This is a genomic window from Thermococcus atlanticus, assembly GCF_054657855.1.
Genome location: NZ_BAAHXX010000001.1, coordinates 2,102,419 through 2,118,168 on the forward strand (window position 1 = coordinate 2,102,419; position 15,750 = coordinate 2,118,168).

A 15,750-nucleotide genomic window follows, 5' to 3' on the forward strand; every position below is an offset into this window, starting at 1 on the left:
AATCATGTTCTCCTAGTCAGGCCAATTTTATAAACCTAACTGTGCGATTCTCCCCTCTAATGCCTTTAAAGGATAGAATCTCAGAGCCGCCAACGGCATCGAAATGGAAAACTTTAAGTTTAATATTGACCAACCCCCTATTTGGAGGCAGCATCATGAAGATTATATGGTACGGACATGCGTGCTTTTGGGTCGAAACCAATGGTGTGAGAATCCTGATTGACCCGTATCCCGAAGTTGATGATGATATGATTGGAGAGGTGGATTATATCCTCGTGACGCATGAACACAGCGACCACTACGGAAAGATACCCCTTCTGGCAAGGCTTCGAGGTGCAAAGGTGATAGGGCCGAAACCGGTTTATCTAATGGCAATCAGCGATGGTGTGACCGACGTTCAGGAGATTGAAGATGGACAGGAGATTGAGCTGGGCAGGGGAGTAAAGGTGAAGGCCATCTACATGGAGCACCCCTCAAGTCAGTACCCCGTCGGCTACATCATAACGGGTGAGAAGAGAATTTTCCATACTGGGGACACGTATTCCTCCCCTCACTTCAAACGGCTGAGAGGGCAGGTGGACATACTCATAATACCCATAAGCGGCCGCTCAACAGCCAACGAGAGGGAAGCCGCAGACATAATCGAAGATATAAAGCCAAAAATCGTCATCCCGATGCACTACGGGGTCTACTCCCAGGCAACCCCCGAAAAGCTGCAGGAGGAGCTTAAAAAGAGAAGAATCTGGGTCAGGGTTAAAATCATGGAAATAGGGGAGGAATTTATCCTGTAGCCCCACACCGGTGAATTCCATGAGACCGCTCAGCACAGGAAGCAGAGCTTTGGACGAGCTCCTCGGGGGAGGCATCGGAAGAAAGGTTCTAACGCAGGTTTACGGGGCATTTGCAACCGGAAAAACAACCCTCGCAGCACAGGTAGCCCTCCTGAACAGCGGCAAGACCGCATACATTGATACGGAGGGGGGGTTCTCGCCGGAGAGAATCGCACTGATGGCAGAAAGCCGGGGTATTGAACCTGAAAGAGCCCTTCAGAAGTTTCTCGTATTCGAGCCCGGGGATTTTAAAGAGCAGAGGAGAACCCTTGCAAGGCTCAAGACCATTGTGGATGGTAGCTTCTCCCTCATAGTCGTGGACTCAATTACCGCCCACTACAGGGTGGAAGAGAACAAGAGCAAGCTCCTCACAGAGCTTGGAAAGCAGCTGCAGATTCTTCTGTGGCTCTCTAGAAAATTCAACCTCGGGGTAATAGTGGTCAACCAGGTGCATTTTGATTCAAAGGCAGGGACTTTGAAACCGGTGGCGGAGCATGTTCTGGGATACAAATGCAAGGATATACTCAGGCTGGACAGGTTCAGCAGACCGAACATCAGGGTGGCGGTTCTTGAGAGACACCGCTTCAGGCCGGAGGGGGGAATGGTGTATTTCAGGATAACCGAGAGAGGGATTGAGGATATGAAGGATTGAGCTCTCCCTTCCCTGGAAGTTAAGAGAAGAGGGAGATTAAAGGTTTTCCAAAAGCTTTTTATCTCCCAAAATCCAACTATGCTTGGTGATAATATGGGACTCACAAAGGTAACGAGGAACTATCAGATTACTATACCAAGCGATGTTAGGAGAAAGCTCGGAATTAAAGTCGGCGACATCCTGCTCGTTGAAGTCGAAGACGGGAAAGTGGTACTCAAAAAGAGCAAGCTTGAGCTCCCATTGCTCCCCGGAGGCGAGGGGTTAAAAATTGAGGACATTGAGGAGGCAATACTGAGGGGACAGGGTGAGGAAGAGTGACCGTTATAGATACCAATGTCTTCATATACGCCGTTCTGAAAGACTCGGAGTTCAATCACGAAGCAAGGGCATTGCTGGCATCCTTGGAAAGATGGGTGGTGCCAAGCATCGTTCTTTATGAACTTTACTGGTTCTTCAGGGAGAGGGGCTATACTGAAGATGAAATAAAGAGCGTGATTTCTTCCATACTCAACAATCAAAGAACGAGGATCATTGGAGATAGGGGAAAGCACACAAAAAGAGCCCTTGAGCTGACAAAAAATCCAAAACGCTTCAACGACATGATAATACTCGCAACGGCCGAGGACTTCAGAAAACTCGCCACCTACGACAAAAAACTGAAAAAAGATGCAGAAAAGCTGGGCATCGAAGTGATGCCCTGATTCAAATCCTTTCGAAAACTTCCTGCGTGATTCTCAGGGTGGCTTTGTAAAGCCTCTCACTGATTATTCCGTCTTCATAGTGCTCCTTCAGCTTCTCCCTGTCGATTATCTCCTTCTTGCCGTCAGGCCACTTGACTATGTCGACCTCAAGGTCAACGTAGCGCACCTTGTCGGGATAGAACTCCACAGGGGTATTTATGTTGTAGTACTCCCCTTTCAGATTTCCGTTTCTATCGTAATAGCTGTGCCTGAACCACCATTTTCCTTCCTCTATCTCGGTTACTGCATAGTCCCCGTATTCGATTGGAATTTCAAGGCCATCATATCCCTTCCCCGGCTTTAAGCTTCTCCGCAGCTTGATCTTCAGCGGGTTGACCGAGACCTCCACAACTTCCCCCGGGCCTATTCTTATTTTCTGGCCGTCCGGCTTCATGTGCTCAAGGACAAAGAGCCACCCAACTTTGGGCCCCTTGTTATCAACCAGCGCCTGTATGAATCCCTGTTTTATTTTCTCCCTCTGTGATGGGAGCTTTGAGAGTATCCCCTCGGCTATCTCCACCGCAAAGCTGAACTCCGGGTCGTAGGACTTGAACTGGTGGTGTCCCTCGATGGTCGGAACAACCCGGTTCCTAATCTCATCGAGCTTCTTCTTTGCCCCCCCTCCGAACTCGACCTCGTATATGTCTCTTCCCTCAATGATCTGGGCCGGCGCTGAATACCTGTCTGCCTCCTTGAGCCTGTCTGCGAGTCTGGACAGTTTGACGAGCTCGTCCCTCAGGAGGTTCCAGTCCTTATATGCAGCTGCTGTCCGCCAGAGAACCCCCCAGTCCCCGAGGTCAAGACTCAGACCCAGTATCCTGAGCCTTTCCCTTTCCTCGCTGTCCCTGATCTTCCTCGAAATTTTCACATGTCTCTGGCTCCCAACGGGCTTGGGTATTAAAACCGCATAATCCCCAGGCACGGTCAGAAGCACGCTCAGATGGGGAAGAACGTTGTGCTTCTTTACCTGAACGAGGACTTCATCACCCTCCATAACATCCGGGAGCTCCTCAATTATCACGGAACCTATGGCGCTCCCTATGTCAACATAAACATACCTCTCATCCTTTTTGACGACCATCCCTTTGTATATGCCGTAGAGCTGGTAGGGCATCTTCCTGAAGAAAACATCTATGAACTCCTCCTCAAGAACCTCCTTGACCTTCTCAACAGCCGTGCCCGTGATGATAACACCCTGCCTGTCCTTTTTGTCGTATATGTCCACGTCAAAGTCGTCGTAGCTCTTCTCAATTCCCAGCCTTTCAGCGATCCTCTGGCTCGGCTGAGAGATTCTGAGGCCGCTGTCAAGGAACAGCTTTGTCAGCGCCGTGCTGTATATCCCCCTAATCCTTACCGAAACCTCTGAGTCTGTAGACAACTTCACCACCCCTATACCTTTTTTCAGCTATTCCGATGAGGGCAAGACCTTCAAGTATCTGTGCGGCATCCCGCACCCCGCTCTCCTTTTCAACATTTCTCGCCTCGACCCAGAGCAAACCCCTGGAGTGCCACCTTCTCAGGGCCTCTTCAACCTTATGAACCCACGAGGGATGAGTGTAGAGATGATACGTGAGTGCTATGAGCGTGCTGAGTCGGGCATCAACTTCCTCAACTTTCCTGAGCTTCTCCATTATACTCGTCGGAGGCTTTTTCTCTTTTTCGCCTGTCGACCCTATAAAAATCAGCCCTTCAATCTCGGAGCTGAGCCCCTGGATGGACTGGGTAACCGTGTAATCATAAAAGCGGTGAAACTGCACGAGCCTGCCTATGGAGGTTTTCAGCTTTGTTCTGCTCTCATAGTCATTTACCCGGGGCAGGAGCGAGAGAACCTCCTCAAGACGGAACTTCATCTGGTGCTCGTTCTTCTGCAGCTCCTTTGCATAATGTTCAATTGTCCCCCCTATAATCGCAACCTCTCTGTGTATGGAGGAGGCAAGGTTGAACTTTTCCTCAGCAAGGGAATAAAGGAGCCTGACCAGAGAATGGAGCGACTCGATGTCATCGCTTTCATAGAGTTTTGGGAACTCCCTCTCAAATTTCCTGTGGAGCTCCCCGGCTTTATGCACCAAATCCTTCAACTCTTCGATATTCATAGAACGCCCCCTTAGAATATTCCCCCCTTCCCCTACTTTTACTTTTCGATGTAAATGAAATCATTTACCCATAAGCTTTTTTTAACATATGGAGCTTAATTACTGCGGTGAAAAGATGGTGCTCTTTGACCGCTTCGGGAGGCCAGTGACCAACCTCAGAATATCCGTGACGGAGAGCTGCAACCTGAACTGTTTCTACTGCCACAGGGAGGGGCAGAACGAAGGGCGGAGGGAGATGACCCCTGAGGAGATAGAGAGAATCGTCAGAATCGCCTCAAGGCTGGGGGTAAGAAAGGTAAAGCTCACCGGAGGGGAGCCGACCATAAGGAAGGACATCGTTGAAATCGTCAGGAGGATAAGGCCCTACGTGAAGGATCTATCCCTCACAACGAACGGAACGGTCATGTATAACCTTGCGGAAGACCTGAAGGAGGCCGGACTGGATAGGGTAAATATAAGCCTCGATACGCTTGATAGAGAAAAATACAGACGTATCACGGGTTTCGATGTTCTGCCTCAGGTTCTCAGGGGCATTGAGAAATCGGTGCGGCTCTTCAATCCGGTCAAGCTCAACATGGTCGTTATGAAGGGGCTGAACGATGATGAAATATGGGATATGATAGACTACGCCGCCAGAACCGGTGCTGTTCTCCAGCTGATTGAAATCGAAGCCCCCAGGGAGCTTGAAGAGTCGTGGTTTTTTAAGAGGTACTTCTACCCGCTCAGACCCCTCGAAGAGGAATTCGAGCGGAAAGCTGTGGAAATAAGGGAAAGGAGAATGCACAGGAGGAGGAAGTACTTTCTGCCGGTGAATGGCGGAACCGCCGAGGTGGAAGTTGTCAGGGCAATGCACAACACGGTTTTCTGTGCCAACTGCACCCGCCTGAGGCTCACCGCTGACGGACATCTGAAAACCTGCCTCCTCAGAAGGGACGACCTGATAGACATCCTGACACCTCTGAGAGAAGGAGCCACAGATGAGGAGCTTGTGGACGTTTTCAGGGAAGCCATTAAAATCAGGCAGCCTTACTGGCGTTAGAGTTTTTTGCATGTTTGAGCGCACCCTTCGAAATCCACCAGAAGGCTAATTAAACTGAGGGAAACCAAGGTATTTATATAGCCGCCGTGCTATACCCTTATGAAATATCGAAGAGAGGGGAAGCCGATGTATATTGACCAACTTGGTGTCGCAAGTGGTGTGGTTGTTCTTTTTATAGGGGTTTCATTAATAAGCCTGATGTATTCCCGCTACAAGGTCTTGGATTCACCTGTGAAACAGTTAGGAAGGAGAATATTGCTATCCCTTATCCTTTTCTCCGCAGGTGGCATAGGGGTTATAGTAGACTCACTGAGCAAATCTCAGCTCTGGTTTCTGGCTGCAATCCCAATAACCATTTCCTACATCCTCGCTGTTTCTGCAGGTGTTCATTATATAAGACGCATCACGTATATCGGCAATTACCGCCAAGAGGAAGTGAGTGAAAAATGGGCACTAACAGGAGGAGACATAACAAGAAAATCTGCAAAAGACCTAAAAGAGCTCCTCATGCTCCTAAAGGAGAATTCCAACGGGCTTGTTGTAATCGGGAGAGAGCCAGAGGAGGCGTTTGTGAGGAGTTCTGGTGTAAAGCCCGACAGGTATATATGGCTGAGCAGAACCGGCTCCCCTAACAGCATCGACCCCGCAAAGCTCCACATGCTCCAGGAGGAAATTCTCAGGTTTGCCGCAAAAAAGGGCGGGAGAATTGTTGTCTATCTAGGTGGCTTTGATTACCTCCTCCTGTACAACGACTTCAGGAGTGTCGCCAAGTTTCTCCTGAACCTGAAGGATCACCTCATGATGAAGGCCTCCCTGCTCATCATCCACCTGCCCGAGCAAACCGTGAATAAACTCCAGGAGTCGACCCTTATGAGGGAGTTCAAATGGCTTGATGAGGGCAGGCTGCTCTCGGAGATAGAGGAGATAGCGCTCTTCGGCATCATGAGGAGGGAGGGCCCATCAAATGCCGGCACTGATGGTTCCCAGGGAAAAAGCGGAGATGACTAAGAGACTCCTGAAAAGACTCGGAATATACGATGGAAAGAGGAGGCCGGTAAGGGAAGGAGATCACGTCCTGCTGCCCCTCCTCGATCCCGATAAAGCCCTTGAACTGGGCTTCGATGTCCTCGATGTGGAGCTTCCGATGAGGCCGGAGAGGCAGATTTACAGGAACCTTGAGAGCGTTCTAAGGGAAAAGCTGAGCCCTGAGGAGATGAAATACGTCAGGAGGTACGACATAATCGGGGATATAGCTGTAACCCGGATTCTCCCGGAGCTCAAACACAGGAGAGGGGAAATCATTGAGGCCCTCCTTAAGGTGCATCCCTTCCTGAAGGTTGTGGCGGTGAAGGGGTTCCACAGGGGAGCCTTCAGGATAAGGGACTACTCGATAATATGGGGCGAGAGAAGATTGACAACAGTCCACAGGGAGAACGGCGTTCAGATAAAGGTCGACCTTTCAAAGGTATTCTTCAACCCGAGGATGAAGGGTGAGCGCTACCGCTTGGCCCGGCTCGTTCGCGACGGCGAGAGGGTTCTGCTCATGTTTGCCGGCGTGCTGCCCTACGCTCTCGTCATAGCCAGATACAGAAAAGCCGAAATCACTGCGGTGGAGCTGAACGAAGATGCCGTAAAGCTCGGTCTTGAAAACATCGAGCTGAACAGGGGAAAGCTGAGGGGCAGAATCAGGCTTATCCATGGAGATGTTTTTGAGGTCGTGCCCGGGCTTCCGGCTTTCGACAGGGTCATAAGCCCGACTCCAAAGGGAGTGGATGCTCTCTCCATCGCACTGGGGAAAGCGAAAAACTGGCTCCACTACTACGACTTCGTCCATGAGGATGAAATTGGGGGCTTTGAGAGCAGAATCCTTGAAGAATGCAGGAAACAGGGAAAGGAGTGCAGGGTAAAGGTAAAGAAGGTGAGCGAGTACAAGCCGAGGGTTTTCAAGGTGTGTGCTGATGTTGAGTTAAGGTAATTCTTAGTTCATAACAGGATATAAAACTCGCCAAATTTTATATTGCACGGAATATAAAAATTGCAAAAATCCATATCGCAAACAATACAGACCGGCCCTCACTTCTTCAGGAAGTCGAACAGCGTCGCCTGCTTGCCCTTCTTCTTTGGTTTGTCTGTCTGGCCTTCCTCTTTCTTTTCCTCAATGGCCTCCATTTCCTCCTCGGCCTTCTCAATCTCTTCCTCGTCCCCGGGTTCAGCTTCCGCAGGCTTCCTCCCAGCCGCAACCCTCACATGCTCCTCAAGCTCCCCGCGCTCTTTCAGCTTTCTGTGGATGCCAAGCATCCTCCCCTTTATCTTTGCGGCCTTCTCCTTATCTCCTGCCAGGAATTCAAGCTCCTTATCACCCAGATCAAGGAAAACCGCTATATGTGCAGCCACCTCGGGATTGCCCTCGAAGATTGATCTGAATATCCTCATCGTCTCGATGGCCTCAAGCTTCGCCATGTGCATCTCCTTCATGATCTTTCTGAGAATGGAGTCCCTCAGTGAGCGCTCCTCCTTGCTCTCTGTCAGCAGTTTAATCGTCTTTGGCGGGTAGAAGCGGAGGAAGCCCTTCTTCTTGACGCCCGCCACAGCAACACCTGCGCTCATCATGTCGGTTGCATACTTCCACAGCCCGTAGTTCCCGGTTCTCTGAGCCCTTGCGAGGTATATATCCGCCCTGCTGAGGGCTTCATATGCCGCCGCTATGTCCTCAGGCTTCGGATAAACGTAGGGGATGTTCTCATCTATCCACAGGAGAAGCTCGTTTGGCATCATGTCGAGATTCCAGCTCGCCATTCTGGCCTTTTTAACATTGTCAGTGGCGAATATCGTCCCGAGAACCTGGAAGACGGACTTCTCAACGTCTCTGTATGCCAGAACCTCGGCTGCATCCTCAACACCGCCGCTCACGACGGTCTGCAGGTCGTTTATGGCAGCCCTCAAATCCCCGCTGGCTCTCCTGGCAATCTCCGCTATGATCTCCTTCGGGACAAAAATGCCCTCAACCTTCAGGATTCTGTAGAGGGCGGTCTGGATGTCGCGCCGGGTAAGGCGCTTGTACTCCACTATCACAGCCTTGTTCCGGATTTCCCTCGGAACCTTCCAGTAGTAGTTGGCCGCCATTATTATGGGGTTCTGCGCCCTCTCAATCAGCTTTGCAATCTCCCTGGCACCGCTCGATTCCATGTTGTCTGCCTCATCGAGGAAGATCAGCTTTCTCCTCCTCCCGAAAACATCAAGGGTGTAAGCTGCCCCTATGTATCTTTTTATCTTCTCCAGAGTCCGCTCATCCGAAGCGTTGAGCTCTATGACCTCAAAGCCGTAGTCGTTGGCGAGGGCATAGACCGTGGAGGTTTTGCCGGAGCCCGGCGGCCCTGCAAGCAGCAGGGCTTTTTTCTTGGGAGTCCCTCCAAGCCACCCCCTGATCCAGTCATTGACCTTCTGGACTGCGCTCTTCTGGTTGATTATATCCTTCATGTGCCTCGGACGGTATTTCTCAACCCACGGAAGCATGGAAATCACTTACCCATTATTGTGAACTGGGCGAGTAAGGCCTCAAGCTGAATCATCTCGTTCGCTCCCTCGACGAGGCGGAAGTTGTACTCCCCTATCTTATCGGCCAAGGCGACCTTCCTGGGCTCTGCTATTGGAAGGTTGAAGACCTCCTTGTGCATCTGGATTATGACATCCTCACCGCTGAGGCCCTGCTTCAGGAGAATCTCCCTGAGCTTATCTCTGGCCTTGAGGAAGTTGCCCTCCAAGGCGAGGAGCATCATCTGCCTGACGTCCTCGGGCCTTGCCCTGCTCGCCACAGTAAAGACATTCTCATCGGTTATCTTCGTGTCGAGGGCTGCCGCCGCTTGCAGGACATTTATTGCCCTCCTCATATCACCCTCTGCAACATAGAGAAGAGCATGAAGGCCTTCCTCAGTGAGCTCGAGACCCTCCCTCTCCGCGATGTGGCGAAGTCTCATGGCAACGTCCTCATCCCGTAACGGCCTGAAGCGGAATATGGCACATCTTGACTGGATTGGCTCGATGATTTTTGACGAATAGTTGCAGTTGTGGCTCACCAGGCCATTGGAGATGAAGCTGTGATCCCTTGCACAGGTCACGTCGTAGACGTCGAGGTAGCCGAGTTCCTCCTTTCTGATGACCCTCTCCACAATGTAGCCATCGAGGACCCTATCCCGTAGGAACTCCTCAAAGGTCATGAAATCCCTTGTTATACCGATGGGAACGCCTTTGAGCCTGTTCACGACAAAGTCCCTCTTAACGCCGAGGACTCTGGCGGCTTGAGTAGGATTCGTGGTTGTGGCGAGTTCAACGGCTTTCTCAGCAATCGCGGGCAGGATTATCTCCTTGTATGCAAGCTTGATCCTCAAGTACTCTCCGACGAGCCTGGCGTAGTTATCTTTTGCGTAGGCGTAGCTGACCCTCGTGAGGAAGTTTAGGTAGTTGGCATCGTTCGGCATAACAACGAGGCGGACGATGAACCTGTCTCCCACAGGCGAAACCATGATTTTGGAATCAACTTCGAACTCCCTGAGTAGCTCGGCAACATCGTTGAAGAACTCGGTGGTTCTTTCGAGGCTTTCCCTGGTTGAGCGCATCTCAAGTTTAATACCGTTGAAGTTGTGGCGCTTTCCTGCGGGCTTTGTACCGTCCGCTCCAAAGAGACCGCGCAGGAACTCCCTCTTGACGAAGAGGTTGCCTTTCTTTATCCATCCTGGAACCATGTATCCTTTCTTCGTCTTGTTGCCGACTTCAACACCCCAGAAGCGCATTAAAGCATGGAACGCCGAGCTGTCCACGTAGAGCATGTGGGTTCTGCCCTCAACCCTTCTTCCGTCAATTTCAGAGGTAACCTCACGCTCGATGATCTCCGAAGGCTTCAGGCCGAGCCTCTTCAGATCCTCCGCGAGCATTTCGAGCTCTTCCCTGTTTGAATTAAACCATATCCTAACGCCGTTCTTGGCCAGATGTCCGTCGCCGAGCAGGAATCCAAGAACCCTCGCGAGGATTCCAGCTTTTTCGTCATCGTAGCGGACGAGCCAATTCTCTTTGACTTCTTTAAGGATGTTGTAGGCCATTCCGTTAAGCTCGCCGGCAAGAAGTCTTTTAACCGCGGAGTAGCTTATCCTGATTCTAAACTCATCCTCAAGGGTCTTCCTGATGTCCATTGCATTCCTTATTGGCCTCCCGTCACGCACCTTCCTGATGAACTGTTTCCTTCCCTCAATCCTTCTCTCAACGTATCCCTTCCTTTCAAGGCTCCGGAGGAGCTGGTTGAGCCTAACGCGGGAAAGACCAACTTTTTTCTGTAGCTCCTCCCTCGTTGTCCATTCGCTGGAAATCAGCGCCAGAACTTCCGCTTCCCTCATCGTCAGGCCGTTCTCCATCTCGGCCTTGAGCTCAAGGGCTCTTGCCAAAACCCGCTCTTTGCCCCGCGTGATTAGCTCCCTGAAGGCCTTTGCCTCTTCAGGGGGTTTGAGGCCGTGTTCCCGCTCGATCTTCTCAAGGAAGCAGTAGAAGTCATAGAGGTCAAGTATCGGCCTTGGATCAGGCTCGTAGGGAGTGCCCTCAAGCGTTGATCTGACGAGGACTTCCGAGCCTTCCTTCAGGTCATATATCTGAGCCCAGCCTTCCGGCGTAAGGAACATATGATCGCCGGTGGCCTCTATGGTTCTTCCGCTATCAAGTGTGAGCCTGAAAACCGGATGCCCGACTATCTTTGAGTTGAATGCAACCGCGGCTATAACGGTATCCCTTCCAGCCCTGTTGCTAACCTCCCGGAGGAGGCCCTCTTCAAAGTGCCTCATGAAATCCTTGACCTTAACCTCCCTCTCGTCAGGGGTGTAAACCTTGATGTTTCCTGTGATACAGCTCAGGATAAATCTAACATTGTTCGAGAACATCTCCATCGTTCTCCTCAGGGCCTGCTGGGCATCCTGCGTTAAAGCATCGGCCTCATCGAGGAAGATTATCTTGAAGCCCGCACTGCCGATGGGCTTTGTGCGCGCAAACTCCTTTACTTTCTCGCGGATGACGTTTATGCCACGCTCGTCTGAGTTGTGGAGGAGCACAGGTATCTCGCCGGCAAAGAACATCTCATTGCCCGGAACGCTAACATCATAGACAAAGTCGTTGTACTCGACGACTTCAACTTTCCGTATCATAAGGGCGTGGAGATCCGTGTTGGCGAGCTTCCTCAGCGTTTCAAGGATTCTCCTGCCTTTTCCATCAAGTTTCTTCTCGTTAACCATACTTATGACCCTTCTCAGGGTCTCCTTCCTCAAGCGCTTCTTGCCCTCGTAGAGCTGGTGCCTAAGTTCATAGCGCCAGTTCCCCTCGATTGCGTCCTCTATCGACAGTAGCATCTTAACCACTGGCTCAGCCGGAAGGAGCTCCGCCTTGCTCCACTTCATTCCGCCCCTCCAGATAAGCCTCGCTTCCCTCTCGAAGAGACTGGACTCTATTCCAGAGACCCTTGCAAGCCACACCGTGTCTATCAGCAGTTCCCTCGAAACGGAGGAAACCCTGATGACACTTCCCCATTCGCCAGTCCCGTCGCCGTCGGCGAGACCCCTAAGGAAGGCTATTCTGTCCTGAATCGGGAACTCGAAGACAAAACCAGGAATCCTCTTATTCTCCGCCCTCCTGCCGTTTCCATCGTAGAAGTTTCCATCAAAGAACTTAGCCAGCTGGGTGTTCAGAAGCCTGATCTGGTACGCACTCTTCCGTGAGCGGTCGAAGCCCGAGCCCGTGTAGTTCTCGTATACGCTGACGCCGAGATTTCCAGCAAAGGTTCTAACGCGGTCTATCAGTTCACCCTCGTGGCTTCCAAGGGTGTAAATCACCTGTCCGGAGGTGTTGCCCCTAAAGCCGACCGCACCTTCAGCGGCGTAGAGGCCGAGCATGTACGAAAGCCCTTCGCTAACCGGGAGCCCCCCAAAGGTTCTCGTTCTCGCGCTCTCCTTAATCCTGTGCTCGCTCAGGTCAATGAAGTCGAGAATGCCCTCAAGGTTCGCGGTAAAGCTGAGAAGGATTGAGCCTTCCCTAAGCTCGCTCGCCTTGACTGTTTCGAGACCGTTCTCTGTGAGCACCATAACCGAGTGGTTCCCGGTCAGTTCGAGCTTTCCTCCGCCCTCAAGGTGAAGACGGAGTATAACCGGAACGCGGTGGCGGATTATCTTGCTTACCCTAGCCCACCTGACGCGGTAGCTCTCGTCAACCGTCAAGACTTCCAAGTCAGGGGCGTCTTTGTAGGCAACGTCACCGTCGTTCTCATCGAAGTAAATCTTGTCGAGTTCAGCGAAGGTCTTTCTAACGACTTTGCCCCCAATCCTCACGAGTACGGGTGTGTCCTTGGAGACTGAGGCGTTCAGTTCCAGAAAGTTGTGGCGCCAGTTTTCACCGAAAAGCTCCCTCGCGAGGGCCAGAGCGCTGGTCGTCTTTCCCGTACCGGGTGGCCCGGCGAATAAAAGATGGGGCATCGAGCCGGTTCTGGCATAGTGCTTGAGCCGCTTTACGATGTGATCCTGACCCACTATATCATCGAGCCTCTCCGGCCTGTACTTCTCAACCCATGGTTTTTCGAGAATTTTAACCTCTTTAACCTCTTCGCCCATAGTTATCACCTATCATCGTGAGCTAAAGGTTTATTATGGCTTGAGATATTAAAAACTTTGGGAGAGAAAATGGATGTCCTGAAGCATATTTCGATTCCAATGCTTGCATTTCTGGCAATAACCCGGGAGCTCAGTCTATTTCTCCTCGCAGTCTTCACTTTTGGGGCGATATTCCCTGATTTCGATGTCTTCTTTGACGAGCACAGGAGCTACTTCCATTCCCTGATTTTCCTAACTCCGCTTTCACTGCTGTCGCTCTGGACACACAGCATGTACCTCTGGCTTTTCACAGCGGGGGCGGCTTTCCACATCTTCCTGGATTTCTTCTCCGGCGTGATTCCATTCCTGTATCCTATAAAAAAGAGGGGTCTTGGCATTAAAATCATGGGGCTTGTGGTTTTTGAGAGCCTGCCCCGGCTGAAAATAAGGTATAGACTCATTCTCGGCTATCCCGAGAGATCAAGGGGGAGCCACACTGCCCTTTCAAATGAGAGCGTTGCGATGCTTATTGTTGCACTCGCCGCTCTGCTGCTCCGGCTCTCGACCTGAGGGACTGCAGCCCGGCCAAGGCTTTCAGAATAAAAATGCAAGCGAGGAGTGCAAAACTTTTATACCTGCATGAGCATTCTTATCATGGTGGTTCTTATGGCAAAGCTGGACTGGATTACCGAAGAGTTGAGGGAGCTTAAGGAGAAGGGCCTTTACGTCACCATCAGAAAGCTTGAGAGCGCCCAGGGCCCATGGGTTGTCGTCGGTGGCAAAAAGGTTCTCAACATGTGTTCAAACAACTATCTGGGCCTGGCCGCCCACCCAAAGATTAAAGAGGCCGCGATAAGGGCCATTCTCGACTACGGCGTTGGTGCCGGTGCCGTTAGAACAATCGCCGGGACCATGGAGCTCCACGTGGAGCTTGAGGAGAAGCTGGCAAAGTTCAAGAAGAGGGAAGCTGCCATACTCTTCCAGAGCGGCTACAACGCAAACCTCGGTGCAATCAGCGCCCTCATAAAGAAGAACGAGGACGCTGTCTTTGTGAGCGAAGAGCTAAACCACGCGAGCATTATTGACGGTATGCGCCTCAGCGGCGCGCCCAAGGTCATCTACAAGCACCTCGACATGGAGGACCTCAAGAGGAAGCTTGAGGAGGTTAAGGACAGAAAGAAGAAGCTCATCGTTACAGACGGTGTCTTCTCAATGGACGGGGATTTGGCCCCGCTCCCGGAGATAGCCGAGCTGGCGGAGCAGTACGATGCCATGGTCTACGTTGATGACGCCCACGGTGAAGGTGTTCTGGGAGACAGCGGAAGGGGTATAGTCGACCACTACAAGCTCCACGAGAGAATCGACTTCGAGATGGGAACGCTGAGCAAGGCCTTCGGTGTCATCGGCGGTTATGTAGCAGGCCCGGAGGAGGCCATCGACTATCTCAGGCAGAGGGGAAGGCCGTTCCTCTTCTCAAGTGCCCCGAACCCGCCTGACGTTGCCGCCGCCATTGCAGCGGTCGAGATACTCCAGCACAGCGATGAACTGGTCAGAAAGCTCTGGGACAACACCCACTTCCTCCAGAATGAACTCCGCGAGTTAGGCTACGACCTCGGCAACACCAAGCACCCGATTACGCCGGTCATGCTCTACGACGAGAAGCTCGCGCAGGAGTTCAGCAAGCGCTTATACGACGAGTACAACATCTTTGCACAGGCTATTGTTTATCCGACCGTTCCGCTCGGAACCGCGAGGCTGAGGCTTGAGCCTTCCGCCGCCCACAGCAAAGAGGATTTGCAGTATGTCATCGATGCCTTTGAAGACCTCGGAAAGAAGACGGGCTTTTTGAAGTGACTTCCCTTTCTCTTTTCTCACGCGGCTTCGGTTTCTTTTAAGTATTCTGCCCCCTGTCCCAGAGGCATGTTCAGTTCTTCAGCAAAAAAAAATAAACCCACAGTGACATAGCATCATATGGGGGATGCAGCGTGACACCAGTACTGGCGCTGATGGTCGAGGCAGTGCTCATAACAATGGTCGCCATTATGATTCGCCGCAGGAGGATGTTCATCTCCCGTTATCCGGAGCTTAAGAGATTCTACGACCTCAGCTTTCTGGGATTTCTGATGGCTGTCCTGGCCAAGCTGGTCTTTCTTTTCCTGGACTTCAGGGATCACGGTATCTTTCTCCTCCCAGAGAGATGGGTGCCAGCCGTGAGCTATGCGGGGAACCTCCTCTTTCTTCTTACGGTTCTCCTACTTTTGCTGGGATGGTTCAACCTCCTGAAAGTCCTCGGGACGGGATACAGGCTCATACCCGTTGTGGAGTTCAGGGAGGAATACGAGCACCTGAAGCCCGGCCTCTATCTGTGCCGCGTCCCAGAGTGCTACTCCATGATCCCCCGGCTCCTCAGGGGAAGGGCTGGATTAATAATTTCCCGCCAGCATCCTGAAGAGATAAGGAAAGCTCTCAGGATCGAGAAAACCCCCGTTCTCCGGATCAGCAAAGCCCGGGAGGAGAATACGGTCTTCCCCACCCGCCTTGAGTTCCTCCTTCAGACCATAGTGGACTTCATGAGGAGCACCGACAGCCCCAAGATGATCCTTCTGGACGGTGTTGAATACCTGATTCTGGAGAATGGTTTTGTTCCGATTTTCAAGTTCCTGACAGCCCTGAAAGACCACGCCATAATCCACAACACCGTGGTTATCGTGCCGGTGAAGGATGAGAGCTTTGAGGAGCGGATGCTCCATCTGATGCACAGGGAGTTTGAGAGGCTGGACTAAAAC

General features: G+C 51.7%; 14 protein-coding genes. 10 read left to right on the plus strand and 4 right to left on the minus strand.

The genetic code is table 11. The features are described 5' to 3' along the window. Nucleotides 1-155: 155 nt before the first annotated feature. The 4 genes from ACYQ27_RS11480 to ACYQ27_RS11495 all read left to right on the plus strand — a co-directional run bounded on the left by ACYQ27_RS11480 (nt 156) and on the right by ACYQ27_RS11495 (nt 2,183). Nucleotides 156-791, plus strand: coding sequence for an MBL fold metallo-hydrolase (locus ACYQ27_RS11480; RefSeq protein WP_456396016.1), 636 nt, complete (start codon nt 156-158; stop codon nt 789-791). A gap of 19 nt (nt 792-810) precedes the next feature. After that, nucleotides 811-1,482, plus strand: coding sequence for a DNA repair and recombination protein RadB (gene radB, locus ACYQ27_RS11485; protein ID WP_456396017.1), 672 nt, complete (start codon nt 811-813; stop codon nt 1,480-1,482). Between the two features lie 93 nt (nt 1,483-1,575). Then, complete coding sequence (locus tag ACYQ27_RS11490; protein WP_456396018.1) at nt 1,576-1,800, plus strand: AbrB/MazE/SpoVT family DNA-binding domain-containing protein; 225 nt, start codon at nt 1,576-1,578, stop codon at nt 1,798-1,800. Continuing rightward, nucleotides 1,797-2,183, plus strand: coding sequence for a PIN domain-containing protein (locus ACYQ27_RS11495; protein WP_456454222.1), 387 nt, complete (start codon nt 1,797-1,799; stop codon nt 2,181-2,183). The genes ACYQ27_RS11490 and ACYQ27_RS11495 overlap by 4 nt, the downstream gene beginning before the upstream one ends. Before the next feature lies 1 nt (nt 2,184). Here the strand turns inward: ACYQ27_RS11495 and ACYQ27_RS11500 are convergent, their stop codons facing one another. Next, a complete protein-coding gene (locus tag ACYQ27_RS11500) occupies nt 2,185-3,600 on the minus strand; it encodes a ribonuclease FAU-1 family protein (protein WP_456396020.1) in 1,416 nt (471 codons plus the stop codon). Beyond that, nucleotides 3,566-4,315: a hypothetical protein gene (locus tag ACYQ27_RS11505; protein ID WP_460041658.1), complete on the minus strand. Its 750-nt coding sequence runs from the start codon at nt 4,313-4,315 to the stop codon at nt 3,566-3,568. Before ACYQ27_RS11505 ends, ACYQ27_RS11500 begins: the two co-directional genes overlap by 35 nt. 118 nt (nt 4,316-4,433) lie before the next feature. Here ACYQ27_RS11505 and moaA point away from each other — a divergent pair, with 118 nt between their 5' ends. The 3 genes from moaA to taw22 all read left to right on the plus strand — a co-directional run bounded on the left by moaA (nt 4,434) and on the right by taw22 (nt 7,329). Then, entirely contained in the window at nt 4,434-5,354 is a 921-nt protein-coding gene (moaA, locus tag ACYQ27_RS11510) for a GTP 3',8-cyclase MoaA (RefSeq protein WP_456396029.1), read from the plus strand. A 126-nt stretch (nt 5,355-5,480) separates the two neighbouring features. Next, nucleotides 5,481-6,362, plus strand: coding sequence for a DUF835 domain-containing protein (locus ACYQ27_RS11515; protein ID WP_460041659.1), 882 nt, complete (start codon nt 5,481-5,483; stop codon nt 6,360-6,362). Beyond that, nucleotides 6,319-7,329 (plus strand): tRNA (guanine(37)-N1)/4-demethylwyosine(37)-methyltransferase Taw22, encoded by a 1,011-nt coding sequence (gene taw22, locus ACYQ27_RS11520; protein WP_460041660.1) that lies wholly within the window; start codon nt 6,319-6,321, stop codon nt 7,327-7,329. The genes ACYQ27_RS11515 and taw22 overlap by 44 nt, the downstream gene beginning before the upstream one ends. 98 nt (nt 7,330-7,427) lie before the next feature. On the opposite strand, the gene ACYQ27_RS11525 is transcribed toward taw22, so the two are convergent. After that, nucleotides 7,428-8,867: a replication factor C large subunit gene (locus tag ACYQ27_RS11525; RefSeq protein ID WP_460041661.1), complete on the minus strand. Its 1,440-nt coding sequence runs from the start codon at nt 8,865-8,867 to the stop codon at nt 7,428-7,430. A 5-nt stretch (nt 8,868-8,872) separates the two neighbouring features. Next, on the minus strand, nt 8,873-12,985 hold the full coding sequence (locus tag ACYQ27_RS11530; protein ID WP_460041662.1) for an LAGLIDADG family homing endonuclease: 4,113 nt from the start codon (nt 12,983-12,985) through the stop codon (nt 8,873-8,875). Between the two features lie 57 nt (nt 12,986-13,042). On the opposite strand from ACYQ27_RS11530, the gene ACYQ27_RS11535 reads away from it, so the two are divergent. From ACYQ27_RS11535 to ACYQ27_RS11545, 3 genes are all read left to right on the plus strand, one after another. Further along, nucleotides 13,043-13,534 (plus strand): metal-dependent hydrolase, encoded by a 492-nt coding sequence (locus tag ACYQ27_RS11535; RefSeq protein ID WP_456396024.1) that lies wholly within the window; start codon nt 13,043-13,045, stop codon nt 13,532-13,534. Nucleotides 13,535-13,630: 96 nt separating this feature from the next. Then, nucleotides 13,631-14,818, plus strand: a complete 1,188-nt coding sequence (locus tag ACYQ27_RS11540; RefSeq protein WP_456454079.1) for a glycine C-acetyltransferase — start codon at nt 13,631-13,633, stop codon at nt 14,816-14,818. 131 nt (nt 14,819-14,949) lie between these two features. After that, nucleotides 14,950-15,747, plus strand: coding sequence for a DUF835 domain-containing protein (locus tag ACYQ27_RS11545; RefSeq protein WP_460041663.1), 798 nt, complete (start codon nt 14,950-14,952; stop codon nt 15,745-15,747). Nucleotides 15,748-15,750 lie beyond the last annotated feature (3 nt).

Coding starts and splice junctions, on each gene's coding strand:
- ACYQ27_RS11480 (WP_456396016.1), top strand. CDS start 156: ATGAAGATTATATGGTACGGACATGCGTGCTTTTGGGTCGAAACCAAT.
- radB (WP_456396017.1), top strand. CDS start 811: ATGAGACCGCTCAGCACAGGAAGCAGAGCTTTGGACGAGCTCCTCGGG.
- ACYQ27_RS11490 (WP_456396018.1), top strand. CDS start 1,576: ATGGGACTCACAAAGGTAACGAGGAACTATCAGATTACTATACCAAGC.
- ACYQ27_RS11505 (WP_460041658.1), bottom strand. CDS start 4,315: ATGAATATCGAAGAGTTGAAGGATTTGGTGCATAAAGCCGGGGAGCTC.
- ACYQ27_RS11515 (WP_460041659.1), top strand. CDS start 5,481: ATGTATATTGACCAACTTGGTGTCGCAAGTGGTGTGGTTGTTCTTTTT.
- taw22 (WP_460041660.1), top strand. CDS start 6,319: ATGCCGGCACTGATGGTTCCCAGGGAAAAAGCGGAGATGACTAAGAGA.
- ACYQ27_RS11525 (WP_460041661.1), bottom strand. CDS start 8,867: ATGCTTCCGTGGGTTGAGAAATACCGTCCGAGGCACATGAAGGATATA.
- ACYQ27_RS11530 (WP_460041662.1), bottom strand. CDS start 12,985: ATGGGCGAAGAGGTTAAAGAGGTTAAAATTCTCGAAAAACCATGGGTT.
- ACYQ27_RS11540 (WP_456454079.1), top strand. CDS start 13,631: ATGGCAAAGCTGGACTGGATTACCGAAGAGTTGAGGGAGCTTAAGGAG.